The 14,773-nt window shown below is 62.1% G+C and carries 18 protein-coding genes and 1 riboswitch; of the genes, 13 read left to right on the top strand and 5 right to left on the bottom strand.

All coding sequences use genetic code 11. From position 1 onward, the window contains the following. Complete coding sequence (locus CXQ94_RS18965; RefSeq protein WP_219817091.1) at positions 1-516, top strand: group III truncated hemoglobin; 516 nt, start codon at positions 1-3, stop codon at positions 514-516. Here the strand turns inward: CXQ94_RS18965 and rsrA are convergent. Together rsrA and CXQ94_RS18955 are read right to left on the bottom strand one after the other, a co-directional pair. Then, the gene (gene rsrA, locus CXQ94_RS18960; protein WP_104092158.1) at positions 513-773 is read right to left on the bottom strand and encodes a mycothiol system anti-sigma-R factor; all 261 of its coding nucleotides are present in this window, start codon (positions 771-773) and stop codon (positions 513-515) included. The genes CXQ94_RS18965 and rsrA overlap by 4 nt on opposite strands. A gap of 2 nt (positions 774-775) precedes the next feature. After that, on the bottom strand, positions 776-1,489 hold the full coding sequence (locus CXQ94_RS18955; RefSeq protein WP_258067236.1) for a sigma-70 family RNA polymerase sigma factor: 714 nt from the start codon (positions 1,487-1,489) through the stop codon (positions 776-778). 216 nt (positions 1,490-1,705) lie between these two features. On the opposite strand from CXQ94_RS18955, the gene CXQ94_RS18950 reads away from it, so the two are divergent. From CXQ94_RS18950 to CXQ94_RS18915, 8 genes are all read left to right on the top strand, one after another. Then, positions 1,706-2,221 carry a DoxX family protein gene (locus tag CXQ94_RS18950; RefSeq protein WP_104092157.1) on the top strand — a complete coding sequence of 172 codons (516 nt, stop codon included), beginning with the start codon at positions 1,706-1,708 and terminating at the stop codon, positions 2,219-2,221. Positions 2,222-2,228: 7 nt separating this feature from the next. Next, complete coding sequence (gene aroA / locus CXQ94_RS18945) at positions 2,229-3,533, top strand: 3-phosphoshikimate 1-carboxyvinyltransferase (RefSeq protein WP_104092156.1); 1,305 nt, start codon at positions 2,229-2,231, stop codon at positions 3,531-3,533. A 4-nt stretch (positions 3,534-3,537) separates the two neighbouring features. After that, on the top strand, positions 3,538-4,668 hold the full coding sequence (locus tag CXQ94_RS18940) for a ribosome small subunit-dependent GTPase A (protein ID WP_104092155.1): 1,131 nt from the start codon (positions 3,538-3,540) through the stop codon (positions 4,666-4,668). Positions 4,669-5,005: 337 nt separating this feature from the next. Beyond that, a complete protein-coding gene (hisN, locus tag CXQ94_RS18935) occupies positions 5,006-5,818 on the top strand; it encodes a histidinol-phosphatase (protein WP_104092154.1) in 813 nt (270 codons plus the stop codon). Positions 5,819-5,964: 146 nt separating this feature from the next. Then, a riboswitch (SAM riboswitch) is annotated at positions 5,965-6,078 on the top strand. Positions 6,079-6,147: 69 nt separating this feature from the next. After that, a complete protein-coding gene (locus CXQ94_RS18930) occupies positions 6,148-7,560 on the top strand; it encodes an aminotransferase class V-fold PLP-dependent enzyme (RefSeq protein ID WP_104092153.1) in 1,413 nt (470 codons plus the stop codon). Positions 7,561-7,632: 72 nt separating this feature from the next. Next, on the top strand, positions 7,633-8,394 hold the full coding sequence (locus CXQ94_RS18925; RefSeq protein WP_104092152.1) for a class I SAM-dependent methyltransferase: 762 nt from the start codon (positions 7,633-7,635) through the stop codon (positions 8,392-8,394). 93 nt (positions 8,395-8,487) lie between these two features. Beyond that, the gene (locus CXQ94_RS18920) at positions 8,488-9,741 is read left to right on the top strand and encodes an Nramp family divalent metal transporter (RefSeq protein ID WP_104092196.1); all 1,254 of its coding nucleotides are present in this window, start codon (positions 8,488-8,490) and stop codon (positions 9,739-9,741) included. Positions 9,742-9,758: 17 nt separating this feature from the next. After that, the gene (locus tag CXQ94_RS18915) at positions 9,759-10,547 is read left to right on the top strand and encodes a metal-dependent transcriptional regulator (RefSeq protein WP_104092151.1); all 789 of its coding nucleotides are present in this window, start codon (positions 9,759-9,761) and stop codon (positions 10,545-10,547) included. A 37-nt stretch (positions 10,548-10,584) separates the two neighbouring features. On the opposite strand, the gene CXQ94_RS18910 is transcribed toward CXQ94_RS18915, so the two are convergent. From CXQ94_RS18910 to CXQ94_RS18900, 3 genes are read right to left on the bottom strand one after another with little or no spacing between them, the layout of a single operon-like run. Continuing rightward, positions 10,585-10,965 carry a YrdB family protein gene (locus CXQ94_RS18910; RefSeq protein ID WP_181034308.1) on the bottom strand — a complete coding sequence of 127 codons (381 nt, stop codon included), beginning with the start codon at positions 10,963-10,965 and terminating at the stop codon, positions 10,585-10,587. A 1-nt stretch (position 10,966) separates the two neighbouring features. After that, entirely contained in the window at positions 10,967-11,761 is a 795-nt protein-coding gene (locus CXQ94_RS18905) for an AMP-binding protein (protein ID WP_181034307.1), read from the bottom strand. A gap of 47 nt (positions 11,762-11,808) precedes the next feature. After that, entirely contained in the window at positions 11,809-12,108 is a 300-nt protein-coding gene (locus CXQ94_RS18900) for a DUF4193 domain-containing protein (RefSeq protein ID WP_104092148.1), read from the bottom strand. A 328-nt stretch (positions 12,109-12,436) separates the two neighbouring features. Here CXQ94_RS18900 and CXQ94_RS18895 point away from each other — a divergent pair, with 328 nt between their 5' ends. The 4 genes from CXQ94_RS18895 to CXQ94_RS23270 form a co-directional block, all read left to right on the top strand. Continuing rightward, positions 12,437-12,841 carry a hypothetical protein gene (locus CXQ94_RS18895; RefSeq protein ID WP_104092147.1) on the top strand — a complete coding sequence of 135 codons (405 nt, stop codon included), beginning with the start codon at positions 12,437-12,439 and terminating at the stop codon, positions 12,839-12,841. A gap of 61 nt (positions 12,842-12,902) precedes the next feature. Continuing rightward, positions 12,903-13,637: a hypothetical protein gene (locus CXQ94_RS18890; protein ID WP_104092146.1), complete on the top strand. Its 735-nt coding sequence runs from the start codon at positions 12,903-12,905 to the stop codon at positions 13,635-13,637. A 107-nt stretch (positions 13,638-13,744) separates the two neighbouring features. After that, positions 13,745-14,332 carry a hypothetical protein gene (locus CXQ94_RS18885; protein ID WP_104092145.1) on the top strand — a complete coding sequence of 196 codons (588 nt, stop codon included), beginning with the start codon at positions 13,745-13,747 and terminating at the stop codon, positions 14,330-14,332. 365 nt (positions 14,333-14,697) lie between these two features. Further along, positions 14,698-14,773 (top strand): serine dehydratase beta chain (locus CXQ94_RS23270; protein ID WP_146070221.1); only part of this gene is annotated, 76 nt, incomplete at its 3' end.

Raw genomic sequence — 14,773 nt, 5'->3', positions numbered from 1 at the left:
ATGGATATCCCACCGCAGGCTGGCCGGCTTCTGGGCTCCGGCAGGACGGCGTCGAACGTAAACACCTACCAGCGGGCCCAGAACGCCACGGCGAACAGCCTTCGTGACATTGCCGGGCGGGAGGACATCGTGACACTTGTGCAGACCTTTTACCTGCGCGCCTTTGCCGACCCGCTCATTGGCCCAATTTTTACGCAGGTGGTGCCGCTGGACCTTACACGGCACCTGCCCATCATGGCCGACTTTTGGCAGACGGTGCTGTTCAAAGCGGGCCTGTACAACAGAAATGCCCTACAGGTCCACTTCGAAATCCATGCGAAGGAGCCGCTGACGCCTGAGCATTTCAACCGGTGGCTGCAGTTGTGGGGCCAGAGCGTGGATGAGCTATTCAGCGGGGATAAGGCCGAGCTGGCGAAAGCGGCGGCGCATCAGATCGCCGGGTCTATGCTGCGGCGCGTGACGGGACGGCAGGCAAGTGCCCACAGCACCATATCACTGCGTCCGCCAGCCGACTAAACCTCGGCTGGGCGGCCTTCATGGAGGCGGGCCAGTATGGCTGCCTTGAGCGTTGCGGGAGCCGCTTCCTTGCAGGAACGCTTCACCACGGTGCGAATGACACACTCAAGGTCGTACTCTTGGGCGCAGTCGGCGCAGCCGTCCAGGTGGACCTTGATCTCGATCAGGTCTTCGCGGGACAAGGCGCCGTCAAGGTATTCATAGATGCGGCCGACGCGCGCATCGTCGCAATCACCCAGGCTCTGGCAGTCGCCCATGATTATTTCTCCATTTCCTTAAGTTCATTCGCGGCGCCCTTGGCATATCCGCGATCTACTGCATAGTCGGCCAGCATGTCTCGCAACAGCTTCCGTCCCCTGTGCAACCGTGACATCACGGTCCCAATGGGGGTGTTCATGATCTCTGAAATTTCCTTGTACGCGTAGCCTTCAACGTCGGCAAAATAGACTGCCAGCCGGAATTCCTCCGGAATGGCCTGAAGAGCATTCTTCACGTCGGAGTCCGGCAGATGGTCCAAGGCGTCAGCCTCGGCCGATCGCAACCCCCGGGAGGTGTGCGACTCGGCCCGTGCCAGCTGCCAGTCCTCGATGGAATCGGCATTGGACTGCAACGGCTCACGTTGGCGCTTGCGGTAAAGGTTGATGTACGTGTTGGTCAAAATCCTGTACAGCCAAGCCTTCAAATTAGTGCCGGGCTTGTACTGGTGGAAGGCCGAAAACGCCTTGGTGTAGGCCTCCTGGACCAGGTCCTCGGCGTCGCTGGGATTGCGGGCCATGCGCATGGCGGCCGAATACAACTGGTCAACATATTGCATGGCGTCACGTTCAAAACGGGCGCGGCGTGCCTCAACACTCTCATTGGCAACATCAACTGTGTCCACATCGGTATTCACCGGGGGCACAACTTCAATGGACTTGTCGCTGCCTGGCTGGGCAGCGGACTCAATGACTTGCTCAGGCTCGGAAATGTTCATCACTAACGAGTCTACTGTCAGTGTCTGCATTGCCACCTTTCTTCACCTATTTGCTAAAGCCGTCCACCGGGCTCCACGGCCCTGTTACTACCATTGCAAACCGGGCGACGCCGCGGGATATTCCGCAAACACTGCACCAAAGTGCGAGACTTGGAACAAGGATGAAACGTCCCGGCTTGGCGCCGGGCGTTTCTCAGCACATATACGGAGGCCACCTTGTCACTAGTTCGCGCACTTGCCCGCCCCATGCTTGCCTCATCCTTCATCCTTTCGGGCTTGGACAAGCTCCGCCGCTCCGAGGAAACTGCACAGCAGCTTTCACCGGTTCTGAGCCGCGTTTCGGCTGCACTTCCGGTGCAGGCCAGTGAGCGCACGCTGGCCCGGATCCTGGCCGGGGCCCAAGTGGGTGCCGGTGTGCTGGTGGCTACCGGCAAGTTTTCCCGACCCGCCGCCGTGATCCTGGCCCTGACCGCCGGGCTGGGCACTGTTGTGGAGTATCGCAGCGCCGCTACGGACACCAAGGAAGGTAAGGCACATCGCCGCAGCCAGCTGGCCAAGAACATCGGCCTGCTAGGTGGGGCCCTTCTGGTAAGTGTCGACACTGCGGGCCGTCCGGGCATTGCTTGGCGCGCCGAACGACTCCTTGAGTCGGGCAAGAAAACCGCCACCAAGAAAATTCAGAATGCCGACAAGAGCGTTCGCGCGCTCGCCCATGACGTGACAGGACAGTAATTTACCCATGACATCCGCCCTTTGGCCCGCACCGTTTACCGCAACACCCCTGGACGCTACCGTCACCATCCCGGCGTCCAAATCGCTGACCAACAGGTATTTGGTATTGGCCGCCGTGGCCGACGGCGTGTCCCGGCTACGTGCGCCCCTGCAGTCCCGTGATTCCGAACTGATGATCGGGGCCCTGCGCGCCTTGGGCGTCGGCATTGAAGAGGTGCCGGGGACCGGAACGGTACCCGACCTGGTGGTTACCCCCATCCCGGCCGGTTCCTCCGTTGACGCCGCCATTGATTGCGGGCTTGCCGGAACTGTCATGCGCTTTGTTCCCCCGCTGGCAGCGTTGCTGTCCGGGTCTGTGGCGTTCGACGGCGACCCCACCGCCCGGGTGCGCCCCATGGCGCCCGTTCTGGCCGCCTTGACCGCATTGGGCGTGAAAGTTTCCGGCGGCGAGGACGGGTTCATGCCGTTCACAGTCCACGGCACCGGAACCGTTGAGGGCGGCCATGTCGCCATTGACGCTGGCGCCTCCTCGCAGTTCGTCTCCGCCATCTTGCTGGTGGCCGCCCGGTTCACACAGGGCCTGCACTTGGTGCACACAGGCGACTCCGTACCCAGCGTTGATCACATTTCCATGACCATTGAAGTGCTGCGGTCCTTGGGGGTCACGGTGGATGACTCCACGCCCAAGCACTGGATTGTTCAGCCGGGCCCCATTGCCGCCTTTGATGTGGTTCTGGAACAGGATCTTTCCAACGCCGGCCCCTTCCTGGCCGCCGCATTGGCCTCGCGCGGCACCGTAAGGATCCCAAACTGGCCATTGAACACCACCCAGGTGGGCGATAAATGGCGTGAAATTCTGCCACAGTTCGGTGCCACGGTGACATTAGAGGACGGCGTCTTGAGTGTCACGGGCGGACCGGAAATTCTTGGCGTGGACATCGCCGACACCAGCGAGCTTGCCCCCTCTATAGCCGCTCTCTGCGCTTTGGCAACAGGCCCATCGCAGTTGCGTGGCATCGCCCACCTTCGTGGGCATGAGACCGACCGGTTGGCGGCGCTGGTTGCCGAGATCAATGCTCTGGGCGGCAACGCCGTCGAAACCGACGACGGACTGATCATCACGCCCGCTCCCCTGCACGCGGGCGTGGTCCACAGCTACGAGGACCACCGGATGGCCACCGCAGGCGCCATCATCGGGCTCGCCGTACCCGGCATCGAGGTTGAAGACATCGCCACCACCTCCAAGACCATGCCCACCTTCCCGCAAATGTGGGCCGATATGGTGGCTCAGACCGCTGTGATCGAGGCGTAAGCGGATGGCACGCGACTACAGCACCTGGGACGAATCCGATGTCAGGGTCAGGGCGAACAAGAAGGGCAGCCGGCCACGCACCAAGGACCGGCCCGCACACGACGACGCCGTCATTGGCCGCATCATCACCGTGGACCGTGGCCGCTACACCGCCATCGTGGATGAGGACCTGCCCGCCGAGCGGGTGCTCATCGCCGCCCGGGCGCGCGAGCTGCGCCGCTCCCCCGTGGTGGCAGGTGACTTCGTGGCGCTGGTGGGCGATACCTCCGGCAAGCCGGACACCCTGGCGCGCCTGGTGCGTGTGGAGGAACGCCGCACGCTGTTGCGCCGCAGCGCCGACGACACAGACCCCATCGAGCGGGTGGTGGTGGCCAACGCCGACCAACTCGTCATCGTGGTGGCAGCGGCAAATCCGGAGCCGCGCACGGGCTTCATCGACCGCGCCCTGGTGGCTGCCTACGATTCTGGCATCGCCCCGATCCTGCTGATCACCAAGGCAGACATCAAAGACCCTGCGGAACTGTTGGCCAACTACGAGCACCTTGAGATGACGGTGGTCATCAGCCGCACAGCCTCCGCGGGCGCGGCCGACGCCGCCTCCGCCATTGACGCTCGCAGCGACGACGGCGACTCCGCCCTGCTCGCTGGGGGCGCCGTCGAACAACTGCGTGAATACCTTGACGGCAAGGTCAGCGTCCTGGTGGGACATTCAGGCGTGGGCAAGTCCACCATGGTCAACGCGCTCACCGGCTCCCAGCGCGCCACCGGCGGCGTCAACGCCGTCACCGGCCGCGGACGGCACACCTCATCTTCCGCTTTGGCCCTGCGGCTCCAGGACGGCGAACCCCGCTCCTGGATCATTGACACCCCGGGTATCCGCTCCTTTGGACTGGCGCATGTCAACCCCGACAGGATCTTGCAGGCCTTCCCCGATCTGCAACCCGGCACCGACGACTGCGAACGCGGTTGCAAGCATGACAGCGTTGCCGTCAACTGCGGCCTGGACCCCTACGTGGCCGCAGGCTACGCGGGCGACGCCGGACCCGCCCGGTTGGCGTCACTGCGACGATTGCTGGGCACCAGTGACAGGACCGAGGGCCGCGCCGAGGCCAAGGAACTAGGCCAGATCGACTGACCCCCAAGGCTCCCACTACTCGCTTCGCTCGTGCCGGGTCCCTCGCGCTTGTGGGCCCAGCATTTCGGGTGGCCATGCCGAGGAGGGCGGAGCCAACATTTTTTGTAGTCGACGTAAAGGAGACGCCAAAGGCCGCCCGCGGCCGACGCGTCGGATAGGCCCCAAGCGCTCCCACCGCTCGCAAGCTCGCAGAGGGTCCCTCGCGCTCGTGGGCCCAGACGGAAAAATGTTGGGCCGCCTTCCGAGCCGAGGGAATAGCGGTTCCGCCGTCGGAAAATGACAGGACCACCTGCGTGCCAGTCGGCCGGCGGCCCCAATAACCGATAACGTGATGAGTATGACGCCCCCTCAGACGTACAACGATGACCTGCGCTTGGCCCACGTTCTGGCCGACAGCGTCGATTCCCTGACCATGTCCCGCTTCAAGGCACTTGACTTGCAGATTGAGACCAAGCCGGACCTGACGCCTGTAACCGATGCGGACAAGGCGGCCGAGGAGTCGATCCGCAGCCAGCTGTCGCGGGTTCGGCCCCGCGACGCCGTGCTGGGCGAAGAGTTCGGCAGCAGCGGACACGGCTCACGCCGCTGGATCATCGACCCCATTGACGGCACCAAGAACTTTGTCCGCGGGGTTCCTGTCTGGGCCACCCTGATCGCTTTGGTTGAAGACGGCAGGCCCGTGGTGGGGCTCGTCAGCGCCCCGGCCCTGGGCAAGCGCTGGTGGGCCGCGGAGGGCACCGGAGCCTACATGGGCAAGTCGCTGGCCACAGCAACACGTATCCGGGTCTCCAACGTCTCCGAGCTCTCCGACGCCTCCCTTTCCTTTTCGTCCTTGAACGGCTGGGCCGAACGCGGCAATCGAGAGGAATTTCTGGGCCTCACTGATGACGTGTGGCGCACGCGCGCCTATGGTGATTTTTGGTCTTACTGCCTGGTTGCCGAAGGTGCCGTTGACATCGCCTGCGAGCCCGAATTGAACCTGTACGACATGGCGGCATTGGTCCCGATCGTGACTGAGGCCGGTGGCCGCTTCACCTCACTGGAGGGCGTGGATGGCCCGTTTGGCGGCAATGCCCTGGCCACCAATTCGATCTTGCATGCGGAAGTTTTGCGCCGCCTGAACCCGGGATGGGACGATCTTCTCGCCTGAGAATCCCAAGAAGCGCAGCTGAGTTAAGTACGACGGCGGTCAACGCCGTCGTACTTTTTTCTTGCCTTGGACCCTTGCCCACCACGGCCCGTTATGCAACGTAACAAATGCGCCGCTCGCGGTGTTGGGCTACTATTTTTTGCATAGGTCACGAGTGCCAGCGCTAAACCCCGGTTTGCTGGCCGGCAACCCTCCTTTCGCGGCGGGGTGCCCCGGGTGACGACCTGGCCAGGCCGGAGCGGTCATGGCAAGCGCGGATTTTTTGGCTCTGCTGGCTTTTTTTTGGCGACAGGGCGGAGCAAGAAATCCTTCCTGTTTAAGGAAGCCTCATGAGTTCTGCCATCTTGGAAAAGATTTCCCTTGCAAGTTCACCGCTGCTGCCCGTGGTGGGCAATGATCTAAGCGCCCCCTTGATCCACGGAGGCTCCGTCCGCTACGCGAACCTCGACTACGCGGCATCCGCCCCGGCTGTTGAGGATGTGGCCGCACACCTGGCCGAGATTCTGCCTTACTACGCCAGTGTTCACCGCGGCGCAGGATTCGCCTCGCAGGTCAGCACCTCGGTCTACGAAAACGCCCGGCACATCGTGGCCGATTTCCTCGGGGCCCGGCCTGACGACACCGTCATTTTCACCCGAAACACCACCGATTCGTTGAACCTTTTGGCTGGTTGCGTACAGGCACTGCTGGAAGGCAACGGATTCACCGACGGCGTTTCCAACGCCCACGGCGAGGTGCTGTACTTGGACATTGAACACCATGCCAACTTGTTGCCGTGGCAGGCCCTGCCCCACCGTTCGGTGGTGGCCGCGGATACTATCGCAGCCACCCTGTCCCGTGTGGAGACGCAGCTGCGCGCGGGAAATGTGGTGCTTCTGGCCATCACGGGTGCCTCCAATGTGACTGGTGAGGTGCTTCCCGTGGCAGAATTTGCCGCGCTGGCCCATAAGTACGGGGCGCGCATTGTGGTGGACGCGGCCCAGCTTGCACCCCACCGCCGCATCGACATCGCCGCCAGCAACATTGACTATGTAGCCTTTTCCGGGCATAAGCTCTACGCCCCCTTTGGCGCCGGCGTGCTGGTGGGTCGATCCGATTGGCTCGATACCGGCAAGCCGCACCTCGCCGGTGGGGGCGCTGTCAAGGATGTCAGGCTCGAGTCCGTGCAGTGGACCCAGGGCCCGGCCCGCCACGAGGCCGGCTCACCCAACGTTCTTGGGGCAGCCACCCTGGCCAGGGCTGCCCAGGTGCTCGGCGCCCTGGATGCCGGCCAGTGGCACCACCATGAGCAGCAGCTGCGCTCACATCTGGTTGCCGGGCTCACGGCCCTCGACGGGGTCACCGTGCACCAGTTGTTTTCAGATTCGGACAGCCATGCCGGCTGCGGCTCCATCGGCGTGGTGAACTTCTCGGTTGCCGGGTACGACGCCGGATTGGTCGCAGCGTACCTTTCGGCCGAGCACGGTGTGGGCGTGCGTGACGGCAAATTCTGCGCCCATCCGGTGTTGCGCCGCCTGGGCCTGGCCTCGGGTTCGCTGCGGGCCAGCTTTGGTGTTGGCTCCCGCTTGGAGGACGCTCAGCGCCTGATCGACGGCGTGGAAACTCTTCTGCGCGACGGCCTGGGCTGGGACTATGTGGTTGACGCCGGACGCTGGGTACCCGCAAACGATTCCCGCGCCTTCCCGTCATGGGCACCGAACACCCCCGGCACAGCCGGCGCCGCGCCCTGCACCACTGATTAAGTCCTGGCGGGTGTCGCCGGAAGCCGCGGTAGAGTTGAGCGGGCAATTCGGCACAACTTTTTCAGGAGCACCATGGCAGGGACAGGCGGACCGGTCTTTGATGGCACCCGGCGCACAGAAATGGCCGATGCTTTTCAGACGGGTGGCAAGCACTACGACACTGTCCGCCCGGGCTATCCCCCAGAGTCGCTGCAATGGCTCACCGCGGGCGCCGACGTCCACGACGTTTTGGATGTTGGCGCCGGTACCGGTAAATACACCCAACTGTTGGTCGACGGCGGGTGGCGGGTAACCGCCGTCGACCCCTCGGCAGACATGCTGGCTGAACTGCACCGCAATCTGCCACAGGTCCACATTCTTTTGGGCAAGGCCGAGCACCTTGATGTGGAGTCGGGATCGGCCGACGTGGCCGTGGTGGCACAAGCCTGGCACTGGTGTGACCCCATGCTGGCCAGCTCCGAACTTGCCCGGGTTCTTCGTCCAGGCGGTGTGCTAGGGCTCGTCTGGAACCAGCTAGATGTCAGCGTGCCGTGGGTGCACCGGCTGGCCCGGATCATGCATGCGGGGGACGTCCACAAACCTGATTTTCGGCCAGAAGTTGGGCCTGAATTTTCGAACCTTGAAAGTCATGAAACACATTGGAAGCAGACGGTGACCCCGGAAGATTTGCTGGAATTGGTCAAGTCACGCAGCTACTACCTCAAGGCCAACGACGCCATCCGCACCAAGGTTCTGGATAACTTGCGATGGTACCTCTTTGATCACTTGGGCCATGCCTCGGGCGAGGCGCTTGACCTCCCCTACCTGACCCAGACCTGGCGGGCCACGGCCTAACCCACAGGCAACGCTCGACAACAAACGGCACGCCCCCTATAATTTCGGTATACCTAAATGTTTTATTTAGGCGTAACGAAGGGATAGGCCTTGCTGGAGAACACGAAAGTATCCAATCGCCCGGCTTCTCGGGGCAAGGGCGGACTTGTCTTTCTTCTGGGACCGGCTTTCGTTGCAGCCATCGCCTATGTTGACCCCGGGAATGTCGCGGCGAACCTGACCTCCGGGGCCACCTTTGGATACATGCTGGTTTGGGTTCTGGTGGCGGCAAATCTCATGGCCATGCTGATCCAGTACCAGTCGGCAAAACTCGGTGTGGTCACCGGAAAATCCCTCCCCGAACTCCTTGGCGAGCGGTTCTCCACCACCGCACGGCGCCTCTTTTGGGCCCAGGCAGAGCTGGTTGCCATGGCCACCGATCTCGCCGAGGTGGTGGGCGGCGCCATTGCGCTGAACTTGCTGTTCGGTGTTCCGCTTCCCTTGGGCGGGCTCATCGTGGGCATTGCCTCCATGGCCCTGCTGACAGTTCAAAACCGCCACAGCCAGCGCCGCTTCGAATCCATCATCATCTTTTTGCTGGTCATCATTACGGTGGGGTTCTTGGCCGGGCTGGTACTGAGTCCACCCGACCCTGCCGGAATGCTGGCTGGCATGGTGCCGCGCTTCCACGGACCCGACAGCGTTTTACTGGCCGCTGGCATGCTTGGTGCCACTGTGATGCCGCACGCCATTTATCTGCATTCACAACTAGCCAAAGACCGGCATACCGACGCCCGCACCACCCCGGAACGCTTGGCCCATATCATCAGGGCCACCCGCTGGGACGTAGTCATCGCACTCCTGCTGGCAGGAGCCGTGAACATCGGCATGTTGCTGCTGGCCGCATCTACTCTGGACGGCGTGGCCGGAACCGAGACCATTGAAGGAGCCCACGCCGCGATCGTGACCAGCCTTGGACCGGTGATTGGTGTTGTGTTTGCCGTTGGGCTTCTTGCCTCGGGACTAGCGTCCACCTCGGTGGGGGCATATGCCGGGGCCACCATCATGAACGGCCTCTTGAAGGTCCGCATCCCGCTGCTGACCCGCCGGGTTGTCAGCCTGATCCCCGCCGTCGGCCTGCTGTGGCTGGGCGTGAACCCCACTTGGGCGCTGATCATCAGCCAAATCGTCTTGAGCTTCGGCATCCCCTTCGCCCTAATCCCGCTGCTGCGCCTGACGTCCAGCAAAGCTCTCATGGGCATCCACCGGGATCGACTTCCCCTGCGTTTGGCGTCTTTGATCAGCGTGGTGTTGATTGTTGCGCTCAACGGCGTGTTGCTGTGGCTGACATTTTCCGGCAGGGCGTAGCCGGTAGGCTGGAACATGTGAAAGCGACCCCTACCTCCTCCAGCATCGAAGACTATGTCAAAGTCATCTACGCGTTCACCGAGTGGCAGGACAAGCCCATCACGTCCACGCAACTTGCGGTACGTCTGGGCGTGGCGAACTCCTCGGTTTCGGAAATGGTGCGCAAGCTCAAGGACCAGGGCCTAGTGGACCACGAACCCTACAGCCCCATCCACCTCACCAAGCCCGGGTTGACGCTTGCCCTGGCAATGGTTCGCCGCCACCGCCTGCTTGAGACCTATCTTGTCCGTGAGCTCGGCTATTCCTGGGACGAGGTCCATGACGAGGCCGAACACCTGGAGCACGCCGTCTCCGAGACCTTCATTGAGCGCATGTCGGCGAAGTTGGGCCACCCAACCCGTGATCCCCATGGCGACCCCATCCCCGACCGCGACGGCAGCATCACCATGCCGCCTTCCCACCGCCTGGACGAACTGGATCCCGGACACCGGGGCCGAGTCAGCCGTATCAGCGACCACGACCCCGAGCTGCTGCGCTACCTGTGGCAGCATGGCATCGGCGTGGACACGGTACTGGAAGTTGTGGGCAAACGCCCCTTCGGCGGGACCCTTGAGGTCCGCAGATTATCCTCTCCCGGGCCGGAGGTAACTGAGTCAGATGCGCCGGCCAGGGACGACGTCGTCGTGCTGGATTTGGGCGATGAAGCTGCCATCTCGCTGTGGGTGGTCACGCAAGGTTCCCACCCGGGCTGCACAGTGCAAGAACTCACCGGAGGTTCGCTCATGAGCCCCCATTCGGAACGCTGATCTCGCCAAAACCGCCTCACGCGGCCCTGCTAAGAACCTAGCTGCGGGCCAGTGCCCGCTCAGCGATAAAGTACCCCACGCTGGCAACGAGCATGGCCATACCAAGAACCAGCGAGTTCGCGGCAATGAGCGCCAGGCCCGCCACCAGAAAAATTCCCAAGGCAACCCATCTCAGTATTCCTTCGGGAAGGCGTCGCTCGCTGCGCGGTGCCATGAAGACTCCCCAGAGGACCACCACCAGTGCCGGGATTCCCAGCCCAAGGACCAGGTTCCAGGGGGCGTTTTGCGCAAAACCCCAGTACACGAATGCCGCGACCATGGCCACCTCCAAAGCGAAGCCCACACTGGCAACCACCATGTAGGCGGCGGACGTGTTGAACCCGGTGGATTTTTCCTGCGGTGCATTGCGCCGTCCCAACTCAGATCCCCTCGTCCGCGGCGGCCAGCTGCGCCAACAAGGCAAAGTACGGCCCATAGCCCCAGCCCGGATCCGCTCGTTTCCAGAAAAAATCGTCCCCGAAGATATTCGGGGCGGTGCCATGGTCATCTATAATCGACTCAACCGCCGCCGAGGTGATCGGAACGTCCTTCAGGACTCCCTCCCCTGCCGGGGCGAACAGTAGCGCAAGGACGTCGTCGTCGCCCATGGCAACCAGACCGGCGTCGACCACAAGATCCACAGGCTTATGGTGAGGCTGGGCAAACGCCCCAGTCCCGGCCACCATCTCCGAAAAAGCGAGATCGTAACCAAAAGCCTCCCCGCGAGTCACAACCACCAACGGTGAAGCGTCATTGGGAATCTCGCCCTGTGGGAGAAGTTTCCTGCGCTGGTCGGCATCGCAAATCACCAGGCGCGCGCCACTTGAGAGCAGACGCAAGGCAATCCCCTCGTGGTCATACTCGCTAAGCAACGGCACGTTGATGACACCGAGGCGCCACATGCCAAGCAGAGCAATAGCCAATTCAGCCGAGTTTCCCACCAGCGTGGCCACATGATGCCCGCGACGCACGCCAAGGGTGATTAAAGCAGCAGCGAACCGCGCGGATTTCTCGCGCAGTTCGCTGTACGTCATATCTGTTGAACCCGCTGCGGCACCAATCACCGTGAACGGGGCGTTTCCCACCAGATGCGGCTCACGGAGCAACTCCGCAGCCGATACTTCGGGCACGGCAAACATGTCCAATGGCTCGGCAACACGGTGGTGTGCGCTCATCATCATTTCCTTGGTGTTGGACGCCAAGCCGAAGCTTGTGCGGGGTTTTAGCCTTCGCAGTCCTTGCAGAACAGCATGCCGTCCTTTTCGCGGGCCACCTGGCTGCGGTGGCGGACCAGGAAGCAGGAGGAACAGGTGAATTCATCCTCCTGTGCCGGGATGACCTGGACAACGAGTTCTTCGTTGGAGAGGTCGGCGCCGGGCAGGTCCATGCCTTCGGCGGTGTCAGAATCTTCGACGTCAATGTGCGCCGTCTGGGCACCGCCACGCTGCACTTGGAGAGCCTGCAGCGACTCTGTCTCGTGGTCTTCGTCCTTGTTGCGGGGTGCGTCGTAATCCGTTGCCATGCGGTTTTCAAACTCCTGAAGTGCTCGTGGTTTCGGCGGGGTATTTCAGCGCCCCATCATAGCTCCTCTAAGCCGGATTTGCGCCCTTAAATTCCCACTGTTTTCCCACAGCATAGGGTATGGCCCCCAATTTCTTGGTACCACCATCAAAACAATGCCGAATTCGCGCCAATTTCCCGCCACATTGTGGCGTTTCTCACGTCACAAAAGCTGACAGGCCGAGCACTAATACGGAGCGCCTTGGAGGCCACTCAGGCAGCGCATTGGGTCCCTTGAGATTGCCTCCCAAGTTCCCTCTTAGACGGGGTACGCCTATCCTTAAGGGAACATGGCAAACAACTCCTCGACTTCGAACCCCTCACTGAACCGCCGGCAGATCTCCCAGGCACTTAACATTCCACCGGAAATGGCCGCACGGAATGGCATCCCCTCGCGGATGAAAGCCTCGGACGTCCATGAACTCGATGCGAACCCGCCAAGCTGGCTTGCTCAGTCCCGGGCCAACTCGACCGGCAAACGCCCCATCTGGGTGGAGCTTCGCTGTTACCTGTGCGATTTCCACGAAACTGCCCGGCCCAAGAAATGGTGGCCGGAATTTACCTTTGTCTTGTGCGACTTCCACCACAACGATGAACTCCCCTCCCCCATTCCAGGCTGGCGCCGCAGTGAGTTCGACGGCGTCGGCAGCCGTTTCCGTGGAATAGTCGATTCACAAGACCCGCAAGACACCTAAAGAGACATTCCCCGATGACATCGGCGCCGGCATGCCCAGCAAGTAAGGGAGGTACCCTGCCGTGACTGTCCCGGCCAAAGCCTTTCAACAGTGGCTTGCCGGCGTGGCTGGCACCACCAGCCACGCAGCGGTTTGCCGCGCCGCCGGCATCAAGCGATCCACCTTGGCTCAGCAGCTTGTCAGGGGCCGGGTCTCCGTGGCAACGGTTGCTGCCGTGAGCCGCTCGCTTCAACTACCGGTGGTCGATTCCTTGTCTGCTTTCGCCAAGTTCAACGACCTGGCCACGGGGTTAAAGCCCCCGACATCGGCCGAGCTACTCAGCCAAGTCTCCGACACCGACCTCTTGACTGAAATCCTAAAACGCCGCCAGCGCTCAGATGCCGGCCCCGATGCCGCCGTACTCGAGCTTTCCCCGCCGCACCACAGGGCCTCCGTTCGAACGTGGCTGGACGCCGTCGGACCGGCCGATCTTCGGGCGCAGGTGGCCAGGGAAGTCGGAATTGCCCCGCAAAACCTGTCAACGCAAATCAGTGGCAACAGGCTGACCGCGGAACTAGCCGTTGCCAGCGCCAGAATCGCCGGTGTCGGACTGGCCAACGGATTGGTAGCTTCCGGGTTTCTCTCACCCGGCGAGGCCGGCTGGCTGCCCGGAGCCCGCTCGGTGGCCTTACGTCAGACACCTGACAGCGCGCTTGTTTTGCTCGCAGCAGAGCGACTTGAATCACTCGGCCGGACGTTGCGCCGTATCGAGGCAGACACTGACGCCGCACAGAAGGTTTGGGAGAACTTAGGATGACCGCGATTCTGCAATGGACGGCATTAGCAGCCTGTGTCATTTGCACGCTCTGGCGTTTCCCTGCAATGCGTCAGGGGCGCAATCGAGGTCTGTTTTGGGCGTTCGCCATGGCGACAGTCAGCGTGGCCCTCAGCATCCCCGCCATCTATGTGAGCGTGGACGGACTACTCGGCGGGGTGAATATCGCCAATGTCATCTTGCGGTTGAGCCTCTTCACGGTCTTTTTCCTACTGGCCTCCAAAGTTGCTGCGGCCTACAATTCACCGCTGGCTCGGCGGATGATTCGCGGTCCCGTGGGCCTAGCTGTACTGATCCTGTGTTCCGCTGGCATCTGGATCACCTACTTCGCGTCGGACCTCCACGGCTCTAGCCCGGGCCTAACACTGTTCGCCGAACAGCCATCCGTTCGGGCCTACGCTTGGTTTGGAAAACTGTATCTGGCATATGCCGCGCTGTGTACGGTTTTCCCCACCTGGCGTGCGGCGTCGTCCGGGCGCCCGCTGCTTGACCGGGCAGCAGCCATGTCCTTGTGCGCCGGATTTGTCCTGGTGTTTGCCGCTTCCCTGGTACAGATGACACCATGGGAGGACCCGCCACAGCTACTGGGGATCCTGTCATTTGCCTCCATCTTGCTGGTGACAGCGGGGCTGGCCATGGTCTGGATATCCTTCATAAGGCGCCCCACAGCCCTTTAAGTACGCGGTGTTCACTTTTCTATTAAGATCTGTCATACTAATGAATGTGTGAACGGCTGATTGCTCTGCCGGACGCACAACACTTTGGGGGTAAGTGGTGGCCGGATTAATTTCAGGTCACCACTTATGCATTTAAGTCCTTCGATTGGACAATCCACGGCACGCTGCCGACGTCCCACACGCACCTTTCCGTCGCCGGCCTGCTCCATAGCCACAGCCCTGTGCCACCCCAGAGCGCCTAGACTGGAATCGTCTCATCATGGCCCAGTGAAAACCCCGCCTTGATCTGGTGCCGCCCGATCGGGTGCACCACGTGAGACAAGGCGCCGGAGCCGATCCATCCCCGGCGAGAGAGGCTTTGTGCCATGTCCGTTGGTGTTTTTGATTTGTTTTCGGTGGGTATTGGTCCCTCGAGTTCTCATACGGTGGGGCCGATGCGGG

This window comes from Arthrobacter sp. GMC3, from assembly GCF_002929305.1.
In the GTDB taxonomy this organism is placed as follows: Bacteria; Actinomycetota; Actinomycetes; order Actinomycetales; family Micrococcaceae; genus Specibacter.
Note: the sequence above shows the minus strand (reverse complement) of the source record. Positions and strands in the feature narration are given on the sequence as shown.

What these genes read in the sequence shown, in the direction of transcription:
- CXQ94_RS18965 (WP_219817091.1), top strand. Translation starts at nt 1, where the DNA reads ATGGATATCCCACCGCAGGCTGGCCGGCTTCTGGGCTCCGGCAGGACG.
- rsrA (WP_104092158.1), bottom strand. Translation starts at nt 773, where the DNA reads ATGGGCGACTGCCAGAGCCTGGGTGATTGCGACGATGCGCGCGTCGGC.
- CXQ94_RS18955 (WP_258067236.1), bottom strand. Translation starts at nt 1,489, where the DNA reads ATGAACATTTCCGAGCCTGAGCAAGTCATTGAGTCCGCTGCCCAGCCA.
- aroA (WP_104092156.1), top strand. Translation starts at nt 2,229, where the DNA reads ATGACATCCGCCCTTTGGCCCGCACCGTTTACCGCAACACCCCTGGAC.
- CXQ94_RS18940 (WP_104092155.1), top strand. Translation starts at nt 3,538, where the DNA reads ATGGCACGCGACTACAGCACCTGGGACGAATCCGATGTCAGGGTCAGG.
- hisN (WP_104092154.1), top strand. Translation starts at nt 5,006, where the DNA reads ATGACGCCCCCTCAGACGTACAACGATGACCTGCGCTTGGCCCACGTT.
- CXQ94_RS18930 (WP_104092153.1), top strand. Translation starts at nt 6,148, where the DNA reads ATGAGTTCTGCCATCTTGGAAAAGATTTCCCTTGCAAGTTCACCGCTG.
- CXQ94_RS18925 (WP_104092152.1), top strand. Translation starts at nt 7,633, where the DNA reads ATGGCAGGGACAGGCGGACCGGTCTTTGATGGCACCCGGCGCACAGAA.
- CXQ94_RS18905 (WP_181034307.1), bottom strand. Translation starts at nt 11,761, where the DNA reads ATGAGCGCACACCACCGTGTTGCCGAGCCATTGGACATGTTTGCCGTG.
- CXQ94_RS18900 (WP_104092148.1), bottom strand. Translation starts at nt 12,108, where the DNA reads ATGGCAACGGATTACGACGCACCCCGCAACAAGGACGAAGACCACGAG.
- CXQ94_RS18895 (WP_104092147.1), top strand. Translation starts at nt 12,437, where the DNA reads ATGGCAAACAACTCCTCGACTTCGAACCCCTCACTGAACCGCCGGCAG.
- CXQ94_RS18885 (WP_104092145.1), top strand. Translation starts at nt 13,745, where the DNA reads ATGGCGACAGTCAGCGTGGCCCTCAGCATCCCCGCCATCTATGTGAGC.